We start from the raw sequence: 25,046 nt of genomic DNA, 5'->3' as shown, positions 1-25,046 counted from the left end.
AACAATATACTATTTTATTTTATCTTCTTCAGCTCCAAGAATCTGTGATCCTTAGTCATTTCTTTTATAACTATTTGATATTGAAATAGTAGCCTTGTTGCCTCTCAATCAAAGTAAGATACGGATTCCTTTCAGGAATAGCCACTTCATCACCAAACAGTATGGCAGGGATTTTCTAGAATATAGTCTTTAACCTTGCGAGTTTTACACGATCCTTTCACTTCACAGTGCCAAATGTTGATCCCTTTCTTACCCCGACGGTGCTGTTTGAGTACTAAGTCTGCTCTTGGCACAGCGCTGCCGTTGGTCATTACCTGCACAACTGAAATATGACGACTGAATCTGTGGCGATTAACTGTTGAGTAAAAATAGAGTAGCGCGAAGGGATTTTTACAACGAGTGATATGTGAAGCGGTTCCTGCCGGTAAGACTAAGTGACAGGCACAAAAGATAAGAAAGCCGACTCTGCCGAGTCGGCTATTTTGGATGTCAGAGCTTGAAGCTGCCAACCACGTTTTCGAGCTGGACGGTTTGTTCTTCCATGGACTGCGCGGCCGCCGCCACCTCTTCCACCAGCGCCGCATTCTGCTGCGTTGCGCTATCGAGCTGGTTGATGGCGATGTTGATCTGGGCAATCCCGCGACTTTGTTCATCGCTAGAAGAGCTGATTTCTGAGATCAGCACGCCCACGCTTTCGACTTTCTCCATCAGGCCGTCCATCGTGGTACCCGCCTGACGAACCAGCCCGCTGCCCTGCTCAATGCTGCTCACCGACTCTTCAATCAGTTTTTTGATCTCCTGAGCTGAGCGGGCACTGCGCTGCGCCAGAGAACGAACTTCACCGGCCACCACAGCGAACCCGCGTCCGTGCTCGCCCGCCCTTGCCGCCTCCACTGCAGCGTTAAGCGCGAGGATATTGGTCTGGAAGGCGATGCCGTCAATCACACTGATGATTTCCACCACTTTAGAGGAGGACTCATTGATGCTATTCATCGTGGAGACAACGTTGTTAACCACACTGGCTCCTTGTTTCGCCACCGCCGAAGCCTCTTCCGCCAGCTTGTTCGCCTGCAACGCGTTCTCTGCGTTAAGGCGCACGGTGCTGGTCAGTTCTTCCATGGACGCTGCTGTTTCCACGATCGAGGCCGATTGATCTTCGGTGCGCGAAGAGAGGTTCAGGTTACCGCTGGCAATCTGGCGCGAAGCCGATGAGATCGCCATCGAGCTATTCCCTACCTGCTGCATCAGCTCATTAAGGAACGAAATAAACTTATTGAAGTTGTTGATAATGGCGTTGAATTCCGGGCTCTTACTTTGCGCAAGACGCTGCGTTAAATCCGCGCCGCCGCTGGATAACGCTTCAATATTACGATTGAGCAACGTCACATTATGGAAAATATTGCGCACAATAATCATCATGATAAAGACGATAAGGATGCCGATAATCGCCTGTACGATGGTGAGCTTGGTCATGATGGCGTCAGACATGCTCACCAGGTGGCTGCTCGGAATATCAACCGCCATGAACCATGGGCTACCGCTGATGGGCAGAACGAACAGGGAATGCGCGCCATCTTCACCGTCATAGCTCCCGCGTACTTCCGTTGTTTTACCCTGGCCTAACAGGCTAACTAACGGTGCCGCCGCCGGAATACCGAGATCGCGAACGTTTGACAGCGCGGGTTTATCCTGTACGGAAGAGCCGTTACCGACGATTTTGCCGTCCGCTTCAACAATCAGTACGCTGCCGTTTACCGCTTTGCCCATCTCAACAGCCAGCTGGTTAAAGAAGCCCAGCGTCACGTCGATGGTCGCCACGCCCCAGGCTTTACCGTCTTTCCAGATCGCCATAGCACAGTTCGTCCGGGGCTGCGGGCTGGCCGCATCCTGATAAGCTTTCGCCCACGCACACTCGCCTTTCGGCGCATTCATGCCGTCTTTATACCAGGGTTGTTCCCAGTATTTTGCCGACTCCGGCTGGTTCCATACGGTGTTGACCTGCAGGTTGCCGCTTGCGTCGCGGGCATAGAAGGTACTGAATTTGTCCCGGGCCGGATCTCGCTGGCCGGGAAGAGGCCAAATCCCACCGCCGAATACGTTTAAATCGCCATATTGGTTAACCAGACGCGGTAATAATGCGTCGATTTGCTCACTTTGCAGACCGACAACCAGTTCAGTGATGGAGCGTTGCTGAGCCTTAACACGGTTCATCTGCTCTTTAATCGCGTTACTTTGTAATTCAACCGTCGCCTGAATATTTTTGGTCTCGGTTTCAATAATCTGCGGGGAAACGAATTGTTTGATAACAATATAGGTAACTATCAATAAGATAACGAAAAAGCTTATAAGTAACAGGCCTATTCGGCCCTGAGTATTTTTCCATGTCATAATAGCGGCACCCGTTCTGGTTGAATTAGGTGTAATAACGACATTTATTTGAAATTCTTTAATTTAAATCGTGCCATGGTTTCATATACACGCGCATTTCATTGGTCAAAATGAGGTTTTAGAAAAAAACGTTCTGTTGTTCACATTTTTTAATGTTCCCCACTTGTTTCTATAAAAGATAATATCAACGTCATGCGTTATTTCCCGTAGAAGAATTTATTTTGATGATATCTATATTATTTTCATCAAGATGCGTACATTCTGATGAAACTGAACGGTACGGACAGCAACATGTTCATTCGTACTTTTTTATCAGGCACGGTGGCAAGATACATAAGGCATGAAACTGAAGGACAGACATGACGGCATATTCAAACTCTGATGCGGCAAAGGACTTACGCTCGGCCTTAGACAAGGCACCCGCTGGCGCTGTTAACGGTGAATGGGTCTTTATCACGGAGCAGGCTGGAGTCGCCTCGCAAACCGGAGGCTACAGGTATGCCGACGGAAGTCACATTACTGCTGGTGACCACGCCTTTCAGAAGGTTCAGAAGGTTGTCGAGAAACTCGAAGCATCACGGATACAGCCCTTTAATAAGGTTATTGTTCGCTGGAGTAAATCTAAAATACCGTTAATGCGGGGTCGCGTTACGGTTGACATAATTTTCGATGAGGCCATTGTGCCGCGAGGCCCTCAGAGTCCGGTGTATGAGGCTGCCGCTGTCGCAAGGCGAGCATTCTGGAAGAAGTATGGCGAGGTGTCGGATGGTTTTATTGCTGAACGCGGGGATGCAAACATTCACAACCAGACGAAATGGTTCGGGCCCCATCGCCGGGTGCTCAGCACTAAGAGCAGCAGCAAATTAACGCTGGCTACCGATGGCCTCTCGACGCCATGGGCTGGCGTTGCAGCCGCAGAAAACGGCGTAGAATGCGAACTTTTCATGGAGCTGGATGTTTCAGATATTACCGGCCATCAGAGGGATGACTGGGCGCATCTGTTAATGAGCCTGGGAGATCTCGTTGCCAATGGCTATGCGATTGCCGCCGATGTTGAAAAATATGAAGCCATTCTGTTCTGCTCTCTTACGGACGATTATCAGCCAATGACCCGGATCGTTCTCAGCCGTGATGGTCGTCGAATTGAGGGGCTGCCCTTCGGTTCAGTTCCGCTGATCCGTGTAACGCCGATAACCGAAGCAGAGATTGAACATCAGGACCAATCCGATGAATGGGCATCAAACGCGGCAAAACATGCACTCGCGCAACGGCGGATAGAAACGTAGAGATTTATCACGACGTTATTCCCCCCCAGGCAGAGTGAAGCAGCCAGCTTTCTAAAGAAAGAGCAGCTAAAACGATGACATGGCGATCCGGGCTAACGATATTTTGTAGGCTCACCAGAACGGCAGCTGCTTCAGTAAGCTGCCGATTGATGTATGAAATTGCCATACCCCATCTTCATTATCATCAGAAACAAAACTATCCCTTCCCCAGAAGAGATAATTTTTCTATTCGCGATTACCGCCGTATTTGGCTGGCCCTCAAATTACCATGCTAAATTGCTCATTACTGTTGCCGGTTTTATTTTTTTATTCCGTTCTCAGAACGGAAAGTCGGGCATGCCGGTAATCGTTAATACCCAATCAAAAACCGGTTCAACAGTAATAAAAGTCGCCACTCCCCCGCTCAGCAACTGAGTAACCACCTGTTATTGCTGATTTTCTCCGAAGGGGTCAGCAGCGTAAAAGAAATTGAAAAGCGGATGTGAAACACCGGTGGTCTTTTTATCAGCCTCATCCGCTTTCAAAAAATATTCCAGTAAGGTTTTTGGCGTTTTTGCCAGGTTCTCGAACAAATTTACGGGATGCTGCACCACTTTCCCGCCTTCCAGACGAAAGCCATGTTTCAGTCCGGTTGCGGTTACAAAGAATTTACCATTTACACTGCCAAAATCAGGCTCCGGCGTTTTCAACGTCACTTCACTGGCCGCCTCAACAATAAAGTTTTGATTCCCTTTTTGCTGATAAACCGAAAACTGCGCGTCGGAAATCTGCTCCATGCCAGCGGCATTTTTGCCGGACTGATTGACGATGCTTTCAATAAAGTTAAAGTTTGCCAAATGCGTCGGAGAATATCCCGGGTCCAGTTCATAGCGTAAAAAACCTTCATCCAGCGCGGAGCCAGATAGTTTCCCCCCGTTGAGGATACGTGAGGCTGTTGCCTCATCTTCTGCAATAAATTTGTAAGTCAGTACGTGCCCGCCGGTGTCATACATATTCCCGTCATTGAGGTTTGCCATCACGCCATTAAACATACGGTAATCCCCTAAATCGCGGGCAAGATCGTCCACATAGCGCAGATCCGTTCCCTGTTGCTTTGCCTGGGCATACAACCCGGCCAGCGTATTGCGGTCATTATTTGTCAGAAAATTAACCGAAGACATGCCCATCGTGTCTTTCGTCAGTTGAGTTTGTACAGGCGGGTTGCTGTCCGTATCGCCGAACAGACGGGACATCAGCAGCCCCATACCGCTGAGAGTCGTTTGCCCTGATGCCGCCGGCGTCTTCGCTGACGTCTGTACAGGCTGAGAGAGAGTGGTTTTTGAAATATCCTCAGAGGTGCTTTGCGTCTGTGTGTATTTCGCTGTGGATGTCGTGATAATCATAAAATCCATTTCCCCAAGACCTGAGATGTAAAGTGGATCCCCGGTGAGTCCATACCGCTTTTTTCCGTAGTACCCCACAATCCGAAACACGGCGGAATAGATACGCTGCGCTTATTGATGTGAAATCGTACATCGATATAACTAACGGCATAAGACCGGATAACTTGAGCGTTTTTCCCGCCAGGAACGATGCACCAGGTTGACGCCTGACCGCCATTAACATCCCCATCATCACCAGCCCGGCACCCGCTGAAGAGATCAGCGCCCAGCTATGCGTGATCTCCCAAACCCAGGCGGCAGCCAGTGAACCGCCTGCTCCGCCCAGAAACATGATGCTCATAAAGAGTGTATTAAGACGGTTTCTGGCATCCGGGCGCAAAGCATAAATTGTGTGCTGGTTCGCTATCAGTACACATTGCTCACCCGCATCCAGTAGTAAAATGCCCACCACCAAACCCGCCATGCTGTTCCAGGCCCAGAGAGCACCCCAGGCAAACAGCATGAGTAACACACCCAAAACCACCATCCGGAATGGTCCCTGACGATCGCTGAAACTGCCTGCCAGAGGCGCACACAAAATACCGATTAATCCCAGAGCGGCCAAGGTTCCGGTTACCCCTGCCCCATAACCGTAGCGATGCGCTAACATCATGCCGATCAGCGCCAGTAAGAGCACCTGTGCCTGACGCAGGATAAGCCGCTGGCGCTCAATATAATCACCTAATGAGATCAGCAGGAATAAACCCGCCGCATAACCTAACTGGGTGGCCATGGGGATCAACGAAACAGCAGCCCATTCATGGGGAAAGGTCGCTGCGATCAGATTCAGGACAGATTGATTAAAATAAATATTCGCGACCACCATGCAGCAAATAATCGCCAGCATCAGAATTCTGGCTGATGAAAGCGCCTGGTTCTCCGTACGCACTGACTACACCTCGCTCTACATTCACGCTTTTTTGCAGCATAAGCAGAGGCGGCGCCCAACGCTTGGCGCGTTTTTTTCAGACATCTGAATTATGTGGCACAAGCGTCTGAGATCGGGATGAGTTAGTAATGGTTCTCATGTTGTTAACGGTGCTGAGTGTGAGGAGTAACAAAATGGATTTAAAACTGACAGGTAAAGTGGCTCTGGTAACCGGAGCGCGAACCGGGATTGGTTTCAGTATTTGTGAAGAGCTGGCTGCAAATGGTGTGCATGTCGTTATGGTTTCCAGACAAGAACCAGAACTTATCCTGGCGGCGAAAAAGTTCGCCGATAAGTATGGTGTTTCGGCGCTGCCGGTTGCCGGGGATGTGACCGATCCCGGCCTGCCCTCGCGGGTCGTTGAACAAGCGGAAAAGGGTTTTGGGCACGTTGATCTGCTGGTGAATAATGCCGGAAAAGCCCATGCAGGCACGCTGTTAACCACCACCGAAGAGGACTGGCAGTTAATGACCGAGACCAAATTCTCCGCCATGCGACGCTTTTGCAAAGCTGTGTTACCCGGAATGCAAAAACGAAACTGGGGGCGAATTGTCACTATTTCTTCTATTGGCGGCATCTACCCAAACCCGCAACTTACCGTCTCACATGCACTGAGCGCCGCTATCAACAACCTGACCCGAAGCCTTGCTCTGAGCGTGGCGGCGAACGGCATTCTGGTTAATGCGATTGGCGTAGGTGCTGTCGCGACGGATAACTGGGCGCAGAATATGCTGCCGAATGTCCGCCATCGCCGCCCTGGACTGGCTGATAAAACTGACGACTACGTCATGGCATTACTGGGAAAAGAGAAAACGCCGGTAGGCCGCTTTGGGCTGCCTGAAGATATCGCGGCAATTGCCGCCTTTCTGCTCTCCGAAAGGAATCAGTTTGTTACCGGGCAGACCATTGAAGCTTCAGGTGGCGCAGACAGATTTATGTGAATGTTCCCCCTCAAAAGATGGTTTGAGGGAGGTTAATCAGAACCCGCTAATCAGCATTCCTGGGCCAGCGGAATAAACGGATGCCGACGCCCATTGCCAGGGAAATAATTCCGCGCGCGTTGTGCAGGAGGATAATACCTGGCTGCGGGAGAGCCGGTGACAGCAAGAGCGGCTTGCCATCACAGTCGATGTCATATGCAGGCGTGCCGATGAACTGAACGAAGCGTCACCGGCCGCGCGGAGACTGCGGTTATGTTCGCGGCAGCAGGCCATCCTGTTTATCAGGATACCGGGGGATTAACCTCCCCCTTGTTTAAGGGCCGCGTTGCCTCTATCCATTGAACTCACGGACCTAAAACCCGGCGCGTTAAAGCCCGGTGCCTTCAACCAGTACAAACGTTCCGCTGGCAGCCCCTGAACGTAGTGATCTTGCGGCCTGGTATTCCGGACTTTCATAAAAGCGTTTAGCTTCCGCAAAAGAATCGAACTCAAAAACGACATGCCGTTCATGCGACTCTCCTTCAAGATTTTCGTACTGCCCGGACCAGGCAATGATCTTCGGATCGAAATTCTGCATGGCCGCCGCCGCCGCTCTGGCATATTCAGCGTAGGCAACGGGGTCTGAAACGGTTACATGGGCGATGAGATAACCTTTATTCATGGGTTTTATCCTTCGTTAGCGGCTGGATATGCCAGCGTAAGTACATAGACAAGTGAGAACGAAAAAGCCTTTTCAGGGGATGATTGATCTTCAACGCATCCAGACAGCGTTGTGCGATTACGCGGTGTGAAAGCAGTCTATTAAGTATTAACATGGCCATAAATAGCGGAAAAAATAACGTACTGTTACCCAAAAGGTGAACAATGAAAAATCTGGAGCCACTGATCATTTTTGCGCGCGTGGCGGAAATGAAGAGCTTTACGCAGGCAGCCGAAAGTCTGGGCATCCAGAAAGGACGCGCTTCACTGGTGGTCCGTGAACTCGAGCAGGAAATTGGCGCTACGCTACTGCACCGGACAACGCGGACGGTACAGTTGACTGAAGACGGGCGGGTTTTTTATTCGCGCGCCCGCGACTTTCTCTCGGAGGCTGAGGAACTGAAATCCATGTTCTCTCACGGCGATCAGTCATTAAGGGGGAGGATTCGCGTTGATATGCCAGCGGTACTGGCACAAAGCGTGGTGATCCCTGCTCTGCCACAGCTGCTGGAAGCACATCCTGAACTGGAAATCGAGCTTTCGAGTACTGACCGCCGTGTCGATCTGGTTCAGGAAGGATTTGACTGCGTTGTGCGCCTCGGCCCCGTTGTTGATGAAACGCTTATTGCACGGCCATTGGGGCATCTGCGCATGATCAACGCAGCCAGTCCGCGCTATCTTGATCGCTTCGGTGTTCCGCAGACGATTGATGATCTTCTCAGCCAGGGACACAGGATGGTTCACTATATGCGCAACTTTGGTTCGAAACCTGACGGATGGGAATATCCGGCAGGCGATGGTTACCACTCAGTGATGTTACCAGGCACCATAAGAGTTAACAGCGTACCGGCTTATCATGAGGCGGGGCTGGCGGGGTTAGGTTTAATTCAGGGAGGCTATTCCTCACTTTTACCCCATATAAAAAGTGGCGCACTGGTTGAAGTGTTGCCCCAGTTTCGCCCCGCGCCGCTCACTGCATTTTTTGTTGTCGCTCACCGGCGCAACTTGTCGCAGCGTGTAAGAGCGTTTATGAACTGGACCGAAGAAATGTTAAAACCTTACTTTGACTGATACCGGCATTCATAATTGGTTGTTATTGCTCTTCCCCGCCGCAGCCTGGTTAAAACTCGCCGGGCGTTGTCCCCATTACTGAACGGAACGCCGCAGAAAACGCCGCCGGGCATGAGAAGCCGAGCTGGTAGGCGATCTGTTTCACGGGGATGTTATCAGCGAGGAGATCTAAGGATGCGTATATTCTGGCTCGCTGTTTCCATGTCCGGAAGCTGAACCCGGTGTCCCGTAAAAACTGGCGAGAAAAAGTCCGTTCCGACATGTTCGCGATGTCAGCCAGGTCAATCAGTGACGCGCTCCAGCGATGACTGAACACCAGCTCTCTTGCGGCACGAAATAAACGCGCATCACGCGGCATGGGAAGTTCCGCGCCCCTGGAGGGGGTCTCGCTGAGGATTTCCAGCAGTAAAAGCGCCATTTTTCGCTTTATCGGCGCGTTATATTCACCCGTAAAAAGGCCATTTATGAGTTCTTTCACCAGTGGCGTCGCGCTAATGGTATGAACCTGGCTGTTCCTGCTGAAGTTTGTACACGCCGCAATCAGGCTACTGCTGACATAGACCGCTCGTAATTCCGTATCTGACAGAACGCTATAAGAGTGAACCATAAACGGGGGGATCCAGAGGGCGCGCTGAGGGGGAATAACCCACTGTCTGTCAGCGGCTTCAACCAGCATTACCCCTCTGGTAGCAAATAATAGCTGCCCTTCAAGATGGTAATGCGGGGGATCAACCTCTCCACGGCGGTAAGAAATGGCCGTGCCTGACCATCCCGTCGCCTCATCATGTCTTGGCGTTTTATCAATGCTGACTGGCATTTCAGATGAGAACCTCTTGTTTACCATGACCTGGCTGATCTTACCCGCGCGATAGTGTTGGCGGGTAACGTGCGCTTAATTAACTTTATGACCCGTATTACAGGAGCATACATCTGTGCGAGTACATTTCATTGTTCATGAACGTTTCGAAGCGCCCGGCGCTTACGAAATCTGGGCCACGCGTCGCGGCCATCAGATCACCTTTTCCCGCGTTTATGCCGGTCAAAAACTTCCCGCAGATGCACGGGACATCGATCTGCTGGTGATCATGGGCGGCCCCCAGGATCCCTCCGTCAGTGTGGAAGAGTGCGCGCATTTTGATTCTCACGCTGAGCAGGCGCTGATTGCCTCGGCGGTGAACACAGGTAAAGCCGTTATCGGTGTCTGCCTGGGCGCTCAACTGATTGGCGAAGCATTGGGCGCCCCTTTTGCTCACAGTCCGGAAAAAGAGATTGGCACGTTTCCCATTTTTATGACTGATAAAGGAGCGATGAACGAGATGTTCTCTCACTTCGGCAATACCCTTAACGTAGGTCACTGGCATAACGATATGCCAGGGCTTACGCCTGAGGCGGAAATTATCGCCTGGAGCGAGGGATGTCCACGCCAGATCGTCGCGTATTCTGATCGGGTTTACGGGTTTCAGTGCCATATGGAACTGACACCGGAGGTCGTCGAACTGTTGATTGCTCATTCCGAAAACGATTTACGCCGGGCCGCTGAATATCGTTTCGTTCAGTCAGCAGACGAACTACGGGCGACGGATTACAGCGAAATGAACAGAAACTTATTCATCTTTCTCGACAAACTTGCGTCACGTTACGCCCAGTCAAACGCATGACGACATTCACCTCAACGGAACCGGCTCCTGATGTTAATGAACATCTGGCGTTATTTTTGCGTTGAGAAAAGCCCCCGGCTACCACTGTATCCGGGGGCTTAGCGACAAATTTACAGACCCAGTTCCGACAACCCCGGATGATCATCCGGACGACGTCCCAGCGGCCAGTGGAATTTGCGTTCACTCTCTTTGATAGGCATGTCATTGATACAGGCGAAGCGGCGTTTCATCAGGCCATCGGCTTCAAATTCCCAGTTTTCGTTGCCGTAAGAGCGGAACCAGTTGCCTGAGTCATCACGCCATTCGTAAGCGTACCGGACCGCGATACGGTTGCCGTCAAACGCCCATAACTCTTTAATGAGACGATACTCAAGTTCCTTTTTCCATTTACGGGCCAGGAATGCTTTGGCCTCTTCACGATTATTGGCAAACTCGGCGCGGTTACGCCATTTGGTATCCAGTGAGTACGCCAGTGAAACTTTTTCAGCATCGCGGCTGTTCCAGCCATCTTCAGCGAGACGCACTTTTTCAATCGCTGACTCGCGAGTGAAAGGCGGAAGTGGCGGGCGGGTTTGCGTTTCGGACATGGTGAAGCCTCCTGTAAATTCGGATATATGAGTAGAAATCATTTTTTGATACGCAGGCGTTATGAAGAGGCCTGTTCCAGCAAGATTTTCGCCACGTCTTTTGCGCTATCGGCGGCGCTGCAATCGCCCATTACGTACGACATGGTGATAGCGCCCTCCAGCAGAATCAGTAGCTGTCTGGCCAGCGCGACAGGTTGCCCGATATTTAATTGCTCAGTGAGTTCGAGCGTGTAATCCAGCAATTTTTGTTTATGCAGCTTTGCTATCTGGCGAACGGGATCGTCAGGGTCTCCCACTTCTCCGGCTGTGTTGATAAATGCACAACCACGAAAGCCTTCTGATTCAAACCAGCCCCTGAGGACAGTGAACATATTCAAAATGCGATCCTGAGGGGTATCGCCTTTATCAGATTCGGTTCTGAACCAGTGCATCCAGCGTTCATCACGCTCATTCAACGCGGCGGCTGCCACGTCATCCTTGGTCGCGAAATAGCGATAAATACTTTTCCTTGCTACGCCTGAGGTCTTGACCAGAAGATCCATGCCGGTGGCATGAATACCGTTTTGATAGATCAATTGCTCTGCGGTAGACAGGATTTTTTCTCGGGTATCGGTCGTTTTCTTGTTCATGCGATAAAGGTAGAACGATCGTTCTACCTCGTCAACCTTTTTCTCAGAAAGAACTTTCGAAAAAGAAAAAAGCCGTCCGTGAGTGATAACGAACCACTAGCTGTTTTTAAAGCGCAGATGAGCTGGAGGCGCGCTCTACGGGCACGCAGACGTCGAACGCGTCGGATTGAAAGCCTGGCATAAGTGGGGAGCGGATATTAATCGTGCGTTTTATCATTCCCGGGAATCATCTTCGACGGACTGTTTTCTCTGTTTAACTGGCAGAAATTCCCGCGCTGCATGTCCTACCTTCTTACTCAGTATTTGTCTCTTTTATTTATGTCATGAATAGCTAATATCACAACGTCTGAACAGACGTGCCGGTTCAAATTCGTCGTAATGGCGCTTTATGACATCGGAATAATAAACAGAGAGTGACTCAACAATTTCAAAAGGAGAGACAAGTATGAAGCGTCCAAACTGGTTTCAGGTTTCTGCTGAAGGTGGAAAGGCTATCGGAGCGCTCCATCATTACGCTACTACCGGGACAAATTTACCCGCTGATCTTATTCACTTAATTTTTTTAAGCGTTTCACAGATTAACGGTTGTGCGCACTGCATTGATATACATACTCGCGACCTTATCAAGGCTGGTATGTCCATCGAAAAGATAGTCCTGGTGCCTGTCTGGCGCGAAGCGACCTATTTATTCTCGGAAAAAGAGCAAGCGGCGCTCGCATGGGCAGAAGAAATTACCCGTATCAGTGAAACACACGCTTGCGATAAAGCCTATTCCGCCGCGCTTTCTGTATTCGGTGAAAAAGATCTGGTTGAACTGACCATTGTTATTGCCACTATGAATGCCATTAATCGTATGGGCATCAGTTTTCGCATGAAGCCGCTCGCTAAACCCTGAAATGCGGTGCTGGCGAAGCGAGGTTATACATAATCTCCTGAATTTTATAATGAAATAATTATCGGGGGATGCACCTCTTTAAAGATAAAACACCCCTCATACTGATTTCTGGGTGTGACGGTTTCACGTTCGAAAGCATGATGCCAGGCAGTGCTGACATCCGGTATTTGTTGCGCTGTAAGCAAAGTGTATGCCGCCGCACCGGATAAAAGTTCGACCGAGAGTGGATCGGTAATTTGAAAATTAAACAGCGTCAAATCATTGTGTAAAGCACTACCGCGTTGGGCAAGCTGAGCAATAGAATGACTTTGCAAGGGAAATGCATCCTCAAAATATTCTCGGACGGATTTTAACTGTAATTCTGCCTTCTCAAGGCTACCGCGCCGTTTTATATGAAGATTGTGAAGCATAATTAACATCCGGTGTTCTGGATACGCTGAAGTGAAGTTGATCAAATTTTCAGCCATGCGGAAGTCACGCCATGCAAAAAAGTGTCTTCCCGATCGGGCCCTGAAATATTCATCCCTTTCTCGTTGTTGAATGGGTTGCCGTTCCGCGGGGAAGGCAGTTACAGGTCGACGAGAAATAACGTCAATTCCAAGACAAGGAATTTGCCTTGATATTGCCCATGTCAGTAAATTTAAGGTTTCCTGCGTACGTAATATCCTGGGGAAGTTTTGAAGCCGGCAAATGGCAGATTCATTATGTTGATGCGAAAATAACATCCCTTTACTATCCGCTTCAAAAATTAATACAGCCGAATTTTTAAAATAGCGCTCTGCTATATCCTTTCTTAATTGAGTATATTCCGACACACCATGTATGGATTCGCCCAGAAAAATAAAACGCTTGTCGCGAAAAAGCGGTTGCTCTTTAAGAACATAATCCGTAGATCTACGCATCAGAATTATGGCCGCAAGTAATAATTACATGCTATTACCTTAACTTTATACGGCGACTACGGACAAGTGATTTGCAGTCACTGAAGCATCTCTACTTTACATAAACGGCCTTTAGTGAACGGTGGCCGTTCTGTTTAGCATCAGCGGGCTCAGCCCCGACTACTAAGATCTTCGCGCGTTGGCCCCTGAAAGTAGATGCTACTGATATGGCAACTGCGCGGTTGAGTCAGCACAAAACGAATCGTTTCCCAGATCGATCACCCAGTCAGTAAACGTTCCCCCATTCTGGAGTGATTATCGACAGCCATATCTAACCCGGTCAGTTCGAAATCCGGTGGGTACAGCCCGGTAACACGTATATTTTCCTCAGATAGCTGCTGTGACAGTTTCGTTGTAAACCCGCTAAGCCCATGCTTACTGGCAAAAAAAGCGGGATGCGCAATTGAATCCGTAAAATGCGGGATCGCGCATGAAGATATAATGGAGACGATATCAGCACTGTCTGAACGTCTTAATCCAGGCAGCAATGCCTGCGTCAGTAAAATCGACCCCGTAAGTCCTGAACTGATGGTAGTGATAATTTCTGTGTCAGGCTGATCGTCTAACGTCCCTGACAACCACTGGGCGGCATTGAGAATTAGAATGTCGATGGGCTTGTCTGAAGTTAATAACGGTGAAGAAAACGAAGAAAGGGACTCAGGTCGGGTTAAATCACAGAGATACCCTTCTGCAATGCCGCCTTCGGCAGTAATGATGCTGCAGGTTTTTTGCATATCATCAGCCCGCCGCGCGCAAAAATTCACCTCGACGCCCTCTCGCGCCAGCCACACGCACAGCGCCCGGCCAAATCCCCCGCCGCCACCGGTAATAACCGCTCTCTTACCTCTCAGCATCTTCATGCCCCCTTTTCTTAATGGATATGTGTGATGGAGATATACATGAGGAGACTGAATGACATCTTTCCGTTAGTGCCATTTTTAATAAATAAACGGCGCGACAAACTATTGAAGAGAGTACAAGGGGATTAGCGACTTTCGCCTCTGGCACAAGGCCGCCCACGAAAATATCATCGGACGGCGATTTGCCCGAAGTTGTAATTTGGGTTCAGGTAGTCCTGTATTTACAACTTGACGGTATAGCGGACAAAATTATCCAGTACGGCAAGCTTATCATACAGTGCCCGGGCCGGATTGGACTCTCTGGTAACCCAATAGACTTTCGACCATGACTTCGTCCGGGCTTCCTCACATATCGCCTCAATCAGCGCTTTTCCCGCGCCAAGGCCGCGCATAGTTTCATCAACAAAAAGATCTTCAAGGTAACAATGAGGCTGTGTTACCCATGTTCCCTCATGCAACACGCACATCGCAAAACCAACCACGCCCTGTTCGGCTTCCGCAAGCCGGCAGATGACATCAGAGTCTGGAGACAGCACCCGATGCCAGGTCGATGAGGTAACATCATCGCTCAGCGTACTGCCAGAAAATTGCAAATATCCGTTCCAGAGCCTTAACCATGCATCGTAATCCTTAGCGTTAGCTTCACGTACCTTAAACGACATGTCATATACCTTGATGAGTAAGTGTTAATTCCATAATAACAAAGCTGATTTTGGGCCCTGGCGCTGCTTCCAGGCTTAAAAGTCCCGGATCGCTAATATCCGTTTCTGCCACGAAGCGGGCAGCGCCGGAAGAGATGATATGCGCTCTGAGTGAAAAACGGGAGTTCGCCGTTTATCCCACCGTTGCTGGCGCATGTTAATCATTGAGGAGCATTAGTAATCATTCGGGGTGTTCCAGGCGAGCTTGCCGGCCGCGAACCATCCTGTTGGCGATGGGATAATGTGGATGGAGTGAGCTGGTTGATACGCTTTATGCAGGCGCTTTACCTGACGTATAACATCCGTAACGTATATTTTTGTACGCTTGGGCTTTAGTGCCCAATGATGAAATAAGTTTCGGCGATTCTGGCAACCTCCCCCAGCAGGAAGTTTATGATATGCACACAGATAAAAAATTTCGGTTATATCGCCCCCTGAAAGGCATTACGCATACTTTTGGCGACGAGTGGTTTGCGTTGAAAGCAGAAGCGTTCGCTCGTTTTTTCGGTACGCCGATATTTCTGATTGGACAGACTATCGTTGTGATCGTGTGGATTATTCTGAACGTGGCGGGTGTCGTGAAGTTTGATCCCTATCCTTTTATTCTCCTCAATCTTGCGTTCAGCATTCAGGCTGCTTATGCCGCGCCGCTGATCCTGCTGGCGCAAACCCGGCAGGCGGAGCGAGATCAGGCTCATGCGCTGGCGGATGCACAACACCGCGAAGATCTGGACGACGCAATGACGAAACGCCAGATCCTCGCCGAGGAGCAGTCGGCACAACTGCTGGAATTGCTAAAACAAAATACTCAGTTGACCGAAATGACCCGGGAAATGGCCGAGCGTATCGAAACAATCACCTTACAGCTTGCACAGCGTGAGCTTCACAAATAGCAGCAGTAAATATCTCGTAGTGACTGGTGCCACCGTGAGATCTGCTGGCAGACGTCGGGCGTTATGGCAGCGATCCGCTCACGTCGCCAGTATTACGAAAATGCCCCGCTAAGCCTGCTCCCTGAGCAGGCATGACAGGCACTATTGAGCGAGGAGCGGATATTCGGCGACTTTTTGTCGTTACGAAAATACTGCATATTGCACAATCTACTTTCATTATTTGGATATTGGAAAATTTACGTACTGTTTCTTCCCGTATGAAGATAGATACACTCACTCTTAATAATTTCGTTCGCTACCAGGAAGATTCCTGGCCTATGCACTTGATTAATTTATAGAAAAATCTTAGGCTACCGGAAAAACATTATTCATTATTGGTGACCAAAGGCTAAAAATGAAAAAAACAACTCCAGAATATACAACTGTCGACCTATCTCGTTGGGCAAGGAAGGAGCATTTTGAGGCATTTCAGACCTTTGCTCAGTGTACATTTAGTCAAACTGTACAATTAGATATTACCGCGTTGTTAAAACATATAAAGGCGGTTGGCTGGAAAATTTATCCTACTTTAATTTTCCTCATTGCTAAAATAGTAAACAAGCATACAGAATTTCGTATGGCTATAAAAGACAATGAGCTTGTCATCTGGAATGACATTCACCCATGCTATACGATTTTCCATGATGAAACAGAGACTTTTTCGTCATTATGGAGTCACTACGATGGTAATATTCATCACTTCCTGGATATTTATTCAGAAGACGTCGCACGCTATGGCAATAACCTCTCCTATCTGCCTAAAGAAGAGTCTCGGGAAAACGTATTTTTCGTATCTGCAAACCCCTGGGTAAGTTTTACCGGCTTTAATATTAATATTGCAAACATGCAGAACTTTTTCGCCCCCATGTTCACGATTGGAAAATATTACCAACAAGGTGAAAAAGTACTGTTACCTCTCGCCGTCCAGGTACATCATGCCGTTTGCGATGGTTTTCATGTATCCAGATTAATCAATGATTTACAAACTATGTGCGATGACTTATTGCGACATTCAGGGGAACCCGAAGCGTAATGTGCCAGAATACGGGTAAATATCTTTTTACCTGGGGCATACAGCACGACGCAGGCGCTAAAGCTGAAACGGAGAGAGCTTTGGCATGTTTGAATTATCCTTTGGACTCTTTATTATTCCTTGCAAGCGCAAGTAACTCTTCGATATTCTTTTTGTCCTCCTGCTTAAAATAAACGTCAAAATCATGAGTGTTATCCTCTTTCCAGGATAAATTGGCATAGTTAAGAATATCGAGATAAATCACTTTCTCCTCATCAGGTAACTCGGGGATTTTCTCATGAATGATGGCTATTTTTTACTATCAATCCAGCTAAAATCACATAAACAATCGTTTAATGCATCCCAGTTGAATCCAAAATATCCGGGAAACCACAGCAAATAATAAAAGCTTTTGAGTAATTCCGAACTCAGTCGTATTTCGGGATCGATTCGCGCGCAAAAGGCCTGAGAAATATCTAAAGATGGGTATTTTTCATAGAATTTAAAAGACATTAAATTTTATCCTTTACTTCCTGGAGGGAAGGCTTACGGTCCACTATATCCTGGATCTCACTATCTTAACCCATAATCATTAATTTCAGCGCTGGAATATGAGTATCCGTTCCTGGAACCGAGATCCTCTATTTAATCGCGTGATGGTTTCCAACGTACGTTTCAGGCACCAGGCAGCCGGCCATGAGCAGGCATCTCCGCTCATCACCAGAAGCGGATGTTCGCAGTAGTTCCCCTCCTGACGAAGGTATTACGCAATTTGCGGTGTGTTAATCACTGTGGCGCAAGTCATACAATCCGGGGCACTTCACGGTAGCGCTGAGTGAGACGCGGGTGTCGTGCTAGCACGTTTTATCGCCGCCAGCCCAGCGCTTAATATCACTTATCTTTGGTGAGCGGATGCCCGCGCTCAGGAGGTTCTTGGTGGTGTAAAGGCTGACCTGCGCGTTGTCGCCATTCCGGCTTTCGATCTCAATTAACGTGTTATTAATCAATAATCCTTGTGAAAGGAACTTTTGATTGATCTCCCCTTTTTTGCGCTCAACGTCAAACTCGCTTAATACGATAACCGGATTTCCTGAATATGCCTCATATTCGAGGCACTGCCTTGCCATGTGCCTGATGGTTCGATAGGCATCAGAAGCCCCTGCGTTGCTTATGAAACTGCCGTCAAAAGAGGACTGGCTGCTTTTAAGTTCGCTGACGGTTATGGCGCACCCGCTGAGTGAGAGAGAACACAACAGGCCTGCCAGGGCAACGTATTTCACTTTTAACTCCATGGTTCAGGTAGATGCCCTCCGCCGGGTCGGGATCAGCGTTGCGCTTTCGTTCAGGAGGACTTGTGGTCTGGGAAATCAACCGTAACCATCAGTCCGCCTTCTGCAGACGTAGTGAGACTTACGCTGCTGTTGTGTTGCTGCGCAACCGCTTTGACGATGGCAAGCCCCAGCCCACTCCCGCTTTGCATCTGATTAGGATCGCGAAAAAACCGGTCAAACACGCGCTCCCGCAATTCAACCGGAATGCCAGGCCCGGCATCTGAAACACGTAACTGCGTGGAATTATTTAAGGATCGTAACTCCACCTCGACCCGTCCGCCCTCAGGGCTGTACTTCACGGCATTTTCAATAAGGTTATCGATAAGCGACATCAACCGTTCGCGGACACCTGTTATCCAGATTTCATCTTCAGCGTAGAATTCAAGCTCTATCCTGCGCTCAGCCGCGAGCGGCGCCAGCCCGGCCATTCGCTCTTGTATAAGCGTCGTCAGCGGCACAGGCTCCATAACCGTGTCAATGCGCGCTTCGCTGTGCATCATCAGCAGCAACTGATTGACGAGACGAGCCGCACGGCTATTGCTGCGAATAATCCCTGCCAGTAACTCTTTTTGACTGTCACTGCTGACATAGGACTGCAAAGCCTCAACATTGATTCGCATCGCAGCCAGCGGGGTGCGCAGCTCGTGGGCGGCATCGGCAATGAAAACGCGTTCCCGTTCCGTGCTTTCCCGCACCCTGGCAAGAAATCCGTTCACAGCGTCGACCATCTGGCGAAGCTCCCTGTGCTTTGGCACGGCTTTTAAGGGCGAGAGATCGTCCGGCGTGCGTAGGGAAATTTCATTGACCACCCGATTCCACGGGCGCATCGCAATGCGGATGGACAGCCACGCGGGAAACAAAAGAAAAGGAATGCATACCAGTAGCGGCATGACGTAGTAGCCACGCGAATTCAGGTAGATAAAGAAGTTCCAGCCTCCGGCAGGGGTGATGAGTGTGACCTCCGTGTCGGAGTGCGCGGATTTTAAGGTACGGCTGGTCCAGGCGCGGCCTTCACTCTGAATTCGCTCAATTTTCCCATCGCGGGTGTTTGTCACCCCGGCCGGTGCGCCATCAGAGGCATAAATTATCGCTTTGTCCTTGCGCACGATAAGGCTGATGGAGAGTTCTGGATCTTCACCGCCACCGTAATCTTCCCGCACCGCTTTACTGAGCGCAGCCAGCACATGCGTTCGCTCCTGCGGGCGATCCTCCATACTCTCAACGACAGTAAAAATGGTTTCGTAAGTCTTGCTGCCCGTTAATATCGGCGGGCTACGCAAGTCCTCCCACAAAACGTAAGTCAGAAAAAGACACCAGAGCAGTGTGAGTAGTAGCATTTGAGCTACCATAATACGCCGTACGAACGTTGGGGTTCTCAGATGGCGCCAAAAATTTCGCATCAACCTGCCCCCTTCAGGATCGGGACGGTATCAATGACATACCCAACGCCCCTCACCGTTCGCACATAGCCGTCGCCGATTTTGCGACGCAAATTCCCCATATGCACATCGAGCGCATTACTCATATTTTCTTTTGCGCCAAAGATCCGTTCTTCCAGAAAACTGCGGGTCAGCACGCGATCGCTGCGCAACATCAACGTTTCAAGCAGCGCGTATTCACTTGCCGTCAACTCAACATGCCGTGCATTCACGGTCACGCATCGCGTCGGCACATGAAGCGATAAGCCGCGAATCTCTATCGCCTCGTTCTCAAAACCGTAACTGCGGCGCGCAAGCGCTCTCACTCTGGCCAACAACTCGGCGAGAACAAACGGTTTGACAAGATAGTCGTCGGCACCGGCGTCCAGCCCGGAGAGGCGATCGTGCAGTGTGCCGCGCGCCGTCAGGATGATGATGGGGATGCCCTTGAGCTGCTGACGCAAGCGCGCCATCAGGCTCATGCCATCACCGTCGGGTAAGCCGAGGTCGAGTAACACAAGTTCAGGCACGCAGGCATCAAGCTGATGCAGCGCATCCTCTTTGCGGCGAACCCATATGACATCAAATCCTTGATCTGCAAGAGCAATACGCACGCCATTGCCGAGATCCAGGTCGTCTTCGATTAGGAGAATTTTCACAATGGTTACGGTATCAACAGTGAATGAAGAACGTCTGAAGAAAAAAACGGTAGCAGGAAATCTATCAGCTTTGCAGCACCTGTACTTGCTTCATCCTTTCTTCATTTTTGGCTCACGAGAACTTTAGGGGGCGCATGCAAAATGAGCGTTCTGGCGTTTAACACCCGCTTGTATCGTAATCATTTGAATCCACAAGGACTTCTTTAATGAGAAACATCAAACTGCGTCATAAGTTCCCCCTTCCACTTTCGGGGCGCAGCCTGAAAAAAATGTTGCCGGGCGCGGTCCTGGCGTTACTGACCACCCCGATACTGGCGGCAGAGCAGGATCCGGGCAATGCGTTGACCCTGGGAGGCGGCGCGAATGTTACGCCACGCTACTCTGGTGCGGATAAAAGCCGTGTCACAACGGCCCTGGTGCTTGATTACACAATGGCAAATGGTTTCTTCGTTAGCACCACACGGGGCATCGGTTACGGCAATAACATCGGCAAATTCGATTACAACGCGGCACTGAGCTATCGCGCAGGCCGCAAGGATCGCAATGCAGATAGCGACTCGCTAAGCGACGGCAGCGACTACCTGCGCGGTATGGGCGACGTCAAAGGCTCGGCTCTTGGTGTGCTTGGCGTGGGGTACGGGGTGACCAACTGGCTTAATGTGCAATTGCAGGCCGAGGTGCCGGTTTCGCAGCGAAGCAATGGTGCGGCCCTGCATTTCGGCATCAATAGCCCGCTCTATGTCTCATCGAGCAACTCCGTGACGCTGGCGCTGACCGGCAGTTGGGGAACGGAAAAGTACATGCAGACTTACTACGGGGTCAGTGCATCCCAGTCGGCCGCCTCGGGGTTTACTCAATATGATGCCGGATCGGGAATTTATGCCTGGTCAACGAATCTTACCTGGACCCACAAATTCAACCAGGACTGGAGCGTGGTTGCCGCAGCAGGCGTAACGCAGTTGACGGGTGATGCGCGCAATAGCCCGATTGTGCAACGAAACACATCGCCCACAGGAAGCCTGCTGGTGACATATCGTTTCTGAATCGTTGTTCAACACGCTTACCGCCCGCTTATGGCTCCGCACAGCCAATAAACAGGCATTCGTTCCGCCCCGGTTCAGCGAACGGGGCGGAACTCAATACAGTGAAGATCCGAAAGCATCTGCCCCAGGCCCGGATAAAACCTGTTAGCTGGCGCATCAGCAGAAGAGCAGGCTCACGTTGCGGACGGGGCGGGATCCGCCAGCAAGGCATCGACGATATCCAGCATGACCCGCAGGCGATCCATATGGCGCAGATCATAGTGATACCCCACCCAGATATCTTTGGAAGGCGGCGGTTCCGGCATGCGAATGCTCTGCAATCCGGGGATGGCATCGCCAAGAGGCCGTGGCAAAACAGCAATTCCCATTCCCCGCTGGCACATCTGCGCCTGAACGGCCCGGCTGGTACTGGTAAATACACGCCGCGACTGCGGAAATCTGTCAAGCAGCCAGGCAACGTCAGAAAAGTGGGATTGTGCCGTATTCATAAGAATAAGCCCCACTGCGGCCGGGTCGTGCTCCGCGAGATGCGCGATTTCCGGCGTGCCATACAGCGCGTAGGGCATACTCATCAACCGGCGCTGAACAATATCCGGTTCGGTAAAGGGAACGATGCGAAATGCGATGTCGGCATCACGGCGCGACAGATTAAGTAAGCGGTAGCTGGCGATAATTTCCGGCACAATCGCTGGATGGCGGCGCGTCAGTTCGACCAGCACAGGGGCCAGAACATAATTAGCAAACCACTCGGCTGACGATAACCGCAATATCCCTTCAAGACGCTCATGGTTTCCTGCCAGGCGCCGCTCCATCGCCAGCGCGGAGTTTTCCATCGCTTCTGCCAGCGTCATAACCCTGTCGCCGGCATCCGTCAGCACCAGACCATCCTTTGTCCGGCGAAATAGCGCCTGCTGCGCCTCATCCTCAAGCGCCTTTATTCTGCGCCCAACCGTCGGATGGCTCACGCCAAGGCTTCTGGCCGCTTCGCCAAAAGAGCCCTTACGAATGACTGCAAGAAATACCCGGACGTCGCCCCACTCCATGCCATGATCTCGCCGTTCAAAAATGAACATCGAATATACAAAAGTGTCAGTTCCAAAACAATTATGTAGATATCACCATAGCCTCCTCAACCAAACCGCCCCGGGCGGGGATATCAGGAGGCTAAAGATATGCACAAATTAAAAGACAAAGTTGCCATCGTGACCGGTGGCTCCAGCGGTATCGGCGCTGGCATTGCCCGCCAGCTGGCGGCTGATGGCGCGAAAGTCATCGTTAATTATGCCTCAGACAAAAGCGGTGCCGATAAGGTGGTCGCTGATATTGACGCCGCCGGTGGGCAGGCCGTGGCGGTCGCGGCAAATGTCACCAAACATGCAGAAGTCGAGGCGCTGGTCAACGCGGCCATCGACACGTTCGGGCGTCTGGACATTGTGGTGAATAACGCCGGTATTTATCAGTTCGCCAGCATCGAAGAGAGCACTGAAGCCCTCTATCGCAGACAGTTCGACATCAATGTTCTGGGCCCGCTGTTGCTGACTGGCGCAGCCGTGCCACACCTCGCTAAAGGCAGCAGCATCATCAACATCAGTTCGTTCGTCACCCACGTTTTTATTGCCGAAAGCGCCATCTACAGCGGCACCAAAGGCGCGATTGACGCCATCACCGGCGTACTCTCACGCGAACTCGGCCCGCGGGGGATTCGCGTCAACGCGGTCAACCCTGGCCTTATCGAAACGCAAGGCAGCCACAATGCGGGCGCGATGAACTCGGACTTCCAGACATGGAATGAGCAGCAGACACCACTCGGTCGCATCGGTCAGGTGCAGGATGTTGCCCCGATCGTCTCATTTCTCGCATCAGACGACGCGGGATGGATAACCGGTGAGGTGATTCTGGCCTCTGGCGGCATGCGCTGATTTTCCCCACTCACCGTGGCCGCGTCGGGGCGAAATGCCCCGAACCCACATGGCCAAACAGCTTATTGCACCTTTTGCCCTAACAACACGTCTCTTACCGGGGACGGAACCGCTACCGATGGAGTGTTCTATGTCGGCACATAGCCTCACGCAAGCCGAGCCGCGTCGCTGGGCGATGTTTGTTATTTTACTGGTCGGCGCATTCTTGCCGCCGCTCGATTTTTTTATCGTCAATGTGGCGCTGCCTGCGATCCAGAGCGAGCTGGGTGCCTCTTTCTCCGCTGAGCAACTGGTCATTTCATCCTACGCGGGTGTGTATGCGGTAACGCTCATCACCGGCGGTCGGCTGGGGGATATTTATGGCCGCGGAAAGATGTTTTTTCTTGGGCTTCTCGGGTTTGCCGCTGCATCGCTGTTGTGCGGTTTAGCCTGGTCACCGTGGGTGCTGATCACCGGGCGCATGTTACAGGGTGCCACAGCTGCTATTATGGCGCCCCAGGCGCTGGCTTCCGTACAGGCCATTTTTCCGGAAGCGGAGAAACCGTTAGCGCTGAGCATCTATGGCGCCGTGTTTGGCCTGGCCTCGGTTATCGGCCAGATATTAGGCGGCATCCTGATTTCAGCGGATCTGTTTGGGCTGGGATGGCGGGCTATTTTTCTCGTTAACCTGCCGGTAGCGCTACTGGTTATTCTCTTTGGCCTGCCGCTGCTGAAAGAAACGCGGGCACAATCTGCGCAGCGACTGGATCCCATTGGCATGCTGCTGGCAACCGTCACTCTCAGTACGCTGATTGTGCCGTTGATTGAAGGCCATGAGGCGGGTTGGCCGTGGTGGACGTGGCTGTTATTGCTTGCTTTCCCGCTGCTGAGCGCGTTGTTATGGCGTTATGAACGTCGCCTTCGCTGGAATGGCGGTTCGCCGTTACTTGACCCGTCCGTGTTACGCGCGCCGGGACTGGGCCAGGGGCTGGCGATCGTGTTGCTGTTTTATTCCATCGCGGCTTTCTTTCTTTTGTTTTCTGTCTATCTCCAGGGCGCGTTGCATCTGAACGCCCTGAGCGCAGGCCTGCTTTTCCTGCCCTTTGGCGTTGGCTTTCTGATTGGGCCGTTGCTGACGCCTTACCTGCGGCGTTTTGTCGGTAATTACCTGAGCGCAATCGGGATGGGATGCGAGACCGCAGGGTTAGCCGGTATGGCATGGTTGATTGCCAGTACGCTGACCGGCAGCGCGCCTGCCATAGTGCCGCTCGCCGTCCTGCTTTTTGTCACCGGTCTTGGCCAGGGGCTGGCAATGCCAACGCTGGTGCGGATGGTAACCGGCCGCGTTGCGCCAGAGTTTTCAGGCATGATTGCTGGCGTCACCAGTTCGGCATTACAAATCAGCACGGCGCTGAGCGTCGCCGTTATCGGCGGCCTTTTTTACAGTATGTTGGGTAACGGTAGAAGCGGCGCAAATATCACGCATGCCTTTATCGTCGCGCTGCTGGCGATGGCGGTATGTCTCGCCACAGGCGCTGGATTAAGTATCCGGCTTATCCGGCGCTCCAGCGGTCTGTCTTCAGCGTCGGCCAGCCTTTCCCTTAAGTAACGCAACCAGCGTCAATCGGCTGAGCGAATAACCAGCGGAGTCGCCAGCCAGTTGAGGCGCCGTTACTTCACGCATCCACGCCTGGTACACGCCGCGCGGCCTCTTTTCCGGGATCAAAAAGCTAATTGTCGCTGCCAGA

25 protein-coding genes and 1 pseudogene are annotated in these 25,046 nt (G+C 51.0%); 10 read left to right on the top strand and 16 right to left on the bottom strand.

The window, feature by feature from the left end:
• Nucleotides 1–149: 149 nt before the first annotated feature.
• On the bottom strand, nucleotides 150–584 hold the full coding sequence (locus H650_RS26260) for a conjugal transfer nickase/helicase domain-containing protein (protein ID WP_502690858.1): 435 nt from the start codon (nucleotides 582–584) through the stop codon (nucleotides 150–152).
• Entirely contained in the window at nucleotides 490–2,388 is a 1,899-nt protein-coding gene (locus tag H650_RS22945; protein ID WP_020457388.1) for a methyl-accepting chemotaxis protein, read from the bottom strand. The genes H650_RS26260 and H650_RS22945 overlap by 95 nt, the downstream gene beginning before the upstream one ends.
• A gap of 359 nt (nucleotides 2,389–2,747) precedes the next feature.
• Between H650_RS22945 and H650_RS22940 the strand changes: the two genes are divergently transcribed.
• On the top strand, nucleotides 2,748–3,674 hold the full coding sequence (locus H650_RS22940; protein WP_020457387.1) for a hypothetical protein: 927 nt from the start codon (nucleotides 2,748–2,750) through the stop codon (nucleotides 3,672–3,674).
• A gap of 425 nt (nucleotides 3,675–4,099) precedes the next feature.
• Here H650_RS22940 and H650_RS22935 read toward each other — a convergent pair whose 3' ends face one another.
• Together H650_RS22935 and H650_RS22930 are read right to left on the bottom strand one after the other, a co-directional pair.
• Nucleotides 4,100–5,065 (bottom strand): hypothetical protein, encoded by a 966-nt coding sequence (locus H650_RS22935; protein ID WP_189660081.1) that lies wholly within the window; start codon nucleotides 5,063–5,065, stop codon nucleotides 4,100–4,102.
• Nucleotides 5,004–5,984, bottom strand: coding sequence for an MFS transporter (locus H650_RS22930; RefSeq protein WP_238328367.1), 981 nt, complete (start codon nucleotides 5,982–5,984; stop codon nucleotides 5,004–5,006). The genes H650_RS22935 and H650_RS22930 overlap by 62 nt, the downstream gene beginning before the upstream one ends.
• A gap of 173 nt (nucleotides 5,985–6,157) precedes the next feature.
• Between H650_RS22930 and H650_RS22925 the strand changes: the two genes are divergently transcribed.
• Nucleotides 6,158–6,964 carry an SDR family NAD(P)-dependent oxidoreductase gene (locus H650_RS22925; protein WP_020457384.1) on the top strand — a complete coding sequence of 269 codons (807 nt, stop codon included), beginning with the start codon at nucleotides 6,158–6,160 and terminating at the stop codon, nucleotides 6,962–6,964.
• Between the two features lie 367 nt (nucleotides 6,965–7,331).
• On the opposite strand, the gene H650_RS22920 is transcribed toward H650_RS22925, so the two are convergent.
• On the bottom strand, nucleotides 7,332–7,625 hold the full coding sequence (locus H650_RS22920) for a DUF1330 domain-containing protein (RefSeq protein ID WP_020457383.1): 294 nt from the start codon (nucleotides 7,623–7,625) through the stop codon (nucleotides 7,332–7,334).
• 203 nt (nucleotides 7,626–7,828) lie between these two features.
• On the opposite strand from H650_RS22920, the gene H650_RS22915 reads away from it, so the two are divergent.
• Nucleotides 7,829–8,734 carry a LysR family transcriptional regulator gene (locus tag H650_RS22915; RefSeq protein ID WP_020457382.1) on the top strand — a complete coding sequence of 302 codons (906 nt, stop codon included), beginning with the start codon at nucleotides 7,829–7,831 and terminating at the stop codon, nucleotides 8,732–8,734.
• A 49-nt stretch (nucleotides 8,735–8,783) separates the two neighbouring features.
• On the opposite strand, the gene H650_RS22910 is transcribed toward H650_RS22915, so the two are convergent.
• Entirely contained in the window at nucleotides 8,784–9,551 is a 768-nt protein-coding gene (locus H650_RS22910) for an AraC family transcriptional regulator (RefSeq protein WP_044489615.1), read from the bottom strand.
• Between the two features lie 115 nt (nucleotides 9,552–9,666).
• Between H650_RS22910 and H650_RS22905 the strand changes: the two genes are divergently transcribed.
• Nucleotides 9,667–10,392 (top strand): type 1 glutamine amidotransferase, encoded by a 726-nt coding sequence (locus H650_RS22905; RefSeq protein ID WP_020457380.1) that lies wholly within the window; start codon nucleotides 9,667–9,669, stop codon nucleotides 10,390–10,392.
• 110 nt (nucleotides 10,393–10,502) lie between these two features.
• On the opposite strand, the gene H650_RS22900 is transcribed toward H650_RS22905, so the two are convergent.
• On the bottom strand, nucleotides 10,503–10,979 hold the full coding sequence (locus tag H650_RS22900; RefSeq protein WP_017456351.1) for a nuclear transport factor 2 family protein: 477 nt from the start codon (nucleotides 10,977–10,979) through the stop codon (nucleotides 10,503–10,505).
• A gap of 59 nt (nucleotides 10,980–11,038) precedes the next feature.
• A complete protein-coding gene (locus H650_RS22895) occupies nucleotides 11,039–11,608 on the bottom strand; it encodes a TetR/AcrR family transcriptional regulator (RefSeq protein ID WP_020457379.1) in 570 nt (189 codons plus the stop codon).
• Nucleotides 11,609–12,053: 445 nt separating this feature from the next.
• Between H650_RS22895 and H650_RS22890 the strand changes: the two genes are divergently transcribed.
• Nucleotides 12,054–12,503, top strand: coding sequence for a carboxymuconolactone decarboxylase family protein (locus tag H650_RS22890; RefSeq protein ID WP_020457378.1), 450 nt, complete (start codon nucleotides 12,054–12,056; stop codon nucleotides 12,501–12,503).
• 44 nt (nucleotides 12,504–12,547) lie between these two features.
• On the opposite strand, the gene H650_RS22885 is transcribed toward H650_RS22890, so the two are convergent.
• From H650_RS22885 to H650_RS22875, 3 genes and pseudogenes are all read right to left on the bottom strand, one after another.
• Nucleotides 12,548–13,405, bottom strand: a complete 858-nt coding sequence (locus tag H650_RS22885; RefSeq protein ID WP_044489614.1) for a TraB/GumN family protein — start codon at nucleotides 13,403–13,405, stop codon at nucleotides 12,548–12,550.
• A 149-nt stretch (nucleotides 13,406–13,554) separates the two neighbouring features.
• A pseudogene (locus H650_RS22880) lies at nucleotides 13,555–14,298 on the bottom strand (SDR family oxidoreductase).
• Between the two features lie 227 nt (nucleotides 14,299–14,525).
• Nucleotides 14,526–14,966, bottom strand: a complete 441-nt coding sequence (locus H650_RS22875) for a GNAT family N-acetyltransferase (RefSeq protein WP_020457375.1) — start codon at nucleotides 14,964–14,966, stop codon at nucleotides 14,526–14,528.
• Nucleotides 14,967–15,403: 437 nt separating this feature from the next.
• On the opposite strand from H650_RS22875, the gene H650_RS22870 reads away from it, so the two are divergent.
• Both H650_RS22870 and catA read left to right on the top strand, forming a co-directional pair.
• The gene (locus tag H650_RS22870) at nucleotides 15,404–15,898 is read left to right on the top strand and encodes a DUF1003 domain-containing protein (RefSeq protein ID WP_020457374.1); all 495 of its coding nucleotides are present in this window, start codon (nucleotides 15,404–15,406) and stop codon (nucleotides 15,896–15,898) included.
• A 394-nt stretch (nucleotides 15,899–16,292) separates the two neighbouring features.
• On the top strand, nucleotides 16,293–16,970 hold the full coding sequence (gene catA / locus H650_RS22865; protein ID WP_020457373.1) for a type A chloramphenicol O-acetyltransferase: 678 nt from the start codon (nucleotides 16,293–16,295) through the stop codon (nucleotides 16,968–16,970).
• Nucleotides 16,971–17,258: 288 nt separating this feature from the next.
• On the opposite strand, the gene H650_RS26160 is transcribed toward catA, so the two are convergent.
• The 4 genes from H650_RS26160 to H650_RS22845 all read right to left on the bottom strand — a co-directional run bounded on the left by H650_RS26160 (nucleotide 17,259) and on the right by H650_RS22845 (nucleotide 20,357).
• Nucleotides 17,259–17,462: a barstar family protein gene (locus H650_RS26160; protein ID WP_020457371.1), complete on the bottom strand. Its 204-nt coding sequence runs from the start codon at nucleotides 17,460–17,462 to the stop codon at nucleotides 17,259–17,261.
• Nucleotides 17,463–17,803: 341 nt separating this feature from the next.
• Nucleotides 17,804–18,241, bottom strand: coding sequence for a hypothetical protein (locus tag H650_RS22855; protein WP_020457370.1), 438 nt, complete (start codon nucleotides 18,239–18,241; stop codon nucleotides 17,804–17,806).
• A gap of 50 nt (nucleotides 18,242–18,291) precedes the next feature.
• On the bottom strand, nucleotides 18,292–19,680 hold the full coding sequence (locus H650_RS22850; RefSeq protein ID WP_044489613.1) for a sensor histidine kinase: 1,389 nt from the start codon (nucleotides 19,678–19,680) through the stop codon (nucleotides 18,292–18,294).
• Complete coding sequence (locus H650_RS22845; RefSeq protein WP_020457368.1) at nucleotides 19,680–20,357, bottom strand: response regulator transcription factor; 678 nt, start codon at nucleotides 20,355–20,357, stop codon at nucleotides 19,680–19,682. Before H650_RS22845 ends, H650_RS22850 begins: the two co-directional genes overlap by 1 nt.
• A gap of 206 nt (nucleotides 20,358–20,563) precedes the next feature.
• On the opposite strand from H650_RS22845, the gene H650_RS22840 reads away from it, so the two are divergent.
• Nucleotides 20,564–21,400 (top strand): MipA/OmpV family protein, encoded by an 837-nt coding sequence (locus tag H650_RS22840; RefSeq protein ID WP_020457367.1) that lies wholly within the window; start codon nucleotides 20,564–20,566, stop codon nucleotides 21,398–21,400.
• Nucleotides 21,401–21,573: 173 nt separating this feature from the next.
• On the opposite strand, the gene H650_RS22835 is transcribed toward H650_RS22840, so the two are convergent.
• Nucleotides 21,574–22,443: a LysR family transcriptional regulator gene (locus tag H650_RS22835; protein WP_020457366.1), complete on the bottom strand. Its 870-nt coding sequence runs from the start codon at nucleotides 22,441–22,443 to the stop codon at nucleotides 21,574–21,576.
• A 129-nt stretch (nucleotides 22,444–22,572) separates the two neighbouring features.
• Between H650_RS22835 and H650_RS22830 the strand changes: the two genes are divergently transcribed.
• Together H650_RS22830 and H650_RS22825 are read left to right on the top strand one after the other, a co-directional pair.
• Nucleotides 22,573–23,319 carry a glucose 1-dehydrogenase gene (locus H650_RS22830; RefSeq protein ID WP_020457365.1) on the top strand — a complete coding sequence of 249 codons (747 nt, stop codon included), beginning with the start codon at nucleotides 22,573–22,575 and terminating at the stop codon, nucleotides 23,317–23,319.
• A gap of 130 nt (nucleotides 23,320–23,449) precedes the next feature.
• Nucleotides 23,450–24,907: an MFS transporter gene (locus tag H650_RS22825; protein ID WP_020457364.1), complete on the top strand. Its 1,458-nt coding sequence runs from the start codon at nucleotides 23,450–23,452 to the stop codon at nucleotides 24,905–24,907.
• The last annotated feature ends 139 nt before the right edge of the window (nucleotides 24,908–25,046 follow it).

This window comes from Enterobacter sp. R4-368, from assembly GCF_000410515.1.
Lineage (GTDB): Bacteria > Pseudomonadota > Gammaproteobacteria > Enterobacterales > Enterobacteriaceae > Kosakonia.
Note: the sequence above shows the minus strand (reverse complement) of the source record. Positions and strands in the feature narration are given on the sequence as shown.

Bases quoted from the DNA above. Each gene is read 5' to 3' on its own strand.
- H650_RS26260 (WP_502690858.1), bottom strand. From the start codon at position 584: ATGCGGCGCTGGTGGAAGAGGTGGCGGCGGCCGCGCAGTCCATGGAAG.
- H650_RS22945 (WP_020457388.1), bottom strand. From the start codon at position 2,388: ATGACATGGAAAAATACTCAGGGCCGAATAGGCCTGTTACTTATAAGC.
- H650_RS22940 (WP_020457387.1), top strand. From the start codon at position 2,748: ATGACGGCATATTCAAACTCTGATGCGGCAAAGGACTTACGCTCGGCC.
- H650_RS22935 (WP_189660081.1), bottom strand. From the start codon at position 5,065: ATGGATTTTATGATTATCACGACATCCACAGCGAAATACACACAGACG.
- H650_RS22925 (WP_020457384.1), top strand. From the start codon at position 6,158: ATGGATTTAAAACTGACAGGTAAAGTGGCTCTGGTAACCGGAGCGCGA.
- H650_RS22920 (WP_020457383.1), bottom strand. From the start codon at position 7,625: ATGAATAAAGGTTATCTCATCGCCCATGTAACCGTTTCAGACCCCGTT.
- H650_RS22915 (WP_020457382.1), top strand. From the start codon at position 7,829: ATGAAAAATCTGGAGCCACTGATCATTTTTGCGCGCGTGGCGGAAATG.
- H650_RS22910 (WP_044489615.1), bottom strand. From the start codon at position 9,551: ATGCCAGTCAGCATTGATAAAACGCCAAGACATGATGAGGCGACGGGA.
- H650_RS22900 (WP_017456351.1), bottom strand. From the start codon at position 10,979: ATGTCCGAAACGCAAACCCGCCCGCCACTTCCGCCTTTCACTCGCGAG.
- H650_RS22895 (WP_020457379.1), bottom strand. From the start codon at position 11,608: ATGAACAAGAAAACGACCGATACCCGAGAAAAAATCCTGTCTACCGCA.
- H650_RS22890 (WP_020457378.1), top strand. From the start codon at position 12,054: ATGAAGCGTCCAAACTGGTTTCAGGTTTCTGCTGAAGGTGGAAAGGCT.
- H650_RS22885 (WP_044489614.1), bottom strand. From the start codon at position 13,405: ATGCGTAGATCTACGGATTATGTTCTTAAAGAGCAACCGCTTTTTCGC.
- H650_RS22875 (WP_020457375.1), bottom strand. From the start codon at position 14,966: ATGTCGTTTAAGGTACGTGAAGCTAACGCTAAGGATTACGATGCATGG.
- H650_RS22870 (WP_020457374.1), top strand. From the start codon at position 15,404: ATGCACACAGATAAAAAATTTCGGTTATATCGCCCCCTGAAAGGCATT.
- catA (WP_020457373.1), top strand. From the start codon at position 16,293: ATGAAAAAAACAACTCCAGAATATACAACTGTCGACCTATCTCGTTGG.
- H650_RS26160 (WP_020457371.1), bottom strand. From the start codon at position 17,462: ATGTCTTTTAAATTCTATGAAAAATACCCATCTTTAGATATTTCTCAG.
- H650_RS22855 (WP_020457370.1), bottom strand. From the start codon at position 18,241: ATGGAGTTAAAAGTGAAATACGTTGCCCTGGCAGGCCTGTTGTGTTCT.
- H650_RS22850 (WP_044489613.1), bottom strand. From the start codon at position 19,680: ATGCGAAATTTTTGGCGCCATCTGAGAACCCCAACGTTCGTACGGCGT.
- H650_RS22840 (WP_020457367.1), top strand. From the start codon at position 20,564: ATGAGAAACATCAAACTGCGTCATAAGTTCCCCCTTCCACTTTCGGGG.
- H650_RS22835 (WP_020457366.1), bottom strand. From the start codon at position 22,443: ATGGAGTGGGGCGACGTCCGGGTATTTCTTGCAGTCATTCGTAAGGGC.
- H650_RS22830 (WP_020457365.1), top strand. From the start codon at position 22,573: ATGCACAAATTAAAAGACAAAGTTGCCATCGTGACCGGTGGCTCCAGC.
- H650_RS22825 (WP_020457364.1), top strand. From the start codon at position 23,450: ATGTCGGCACATAGCCTCACGCAAGCCGAGCCGCGTCGCTGGGCGATG.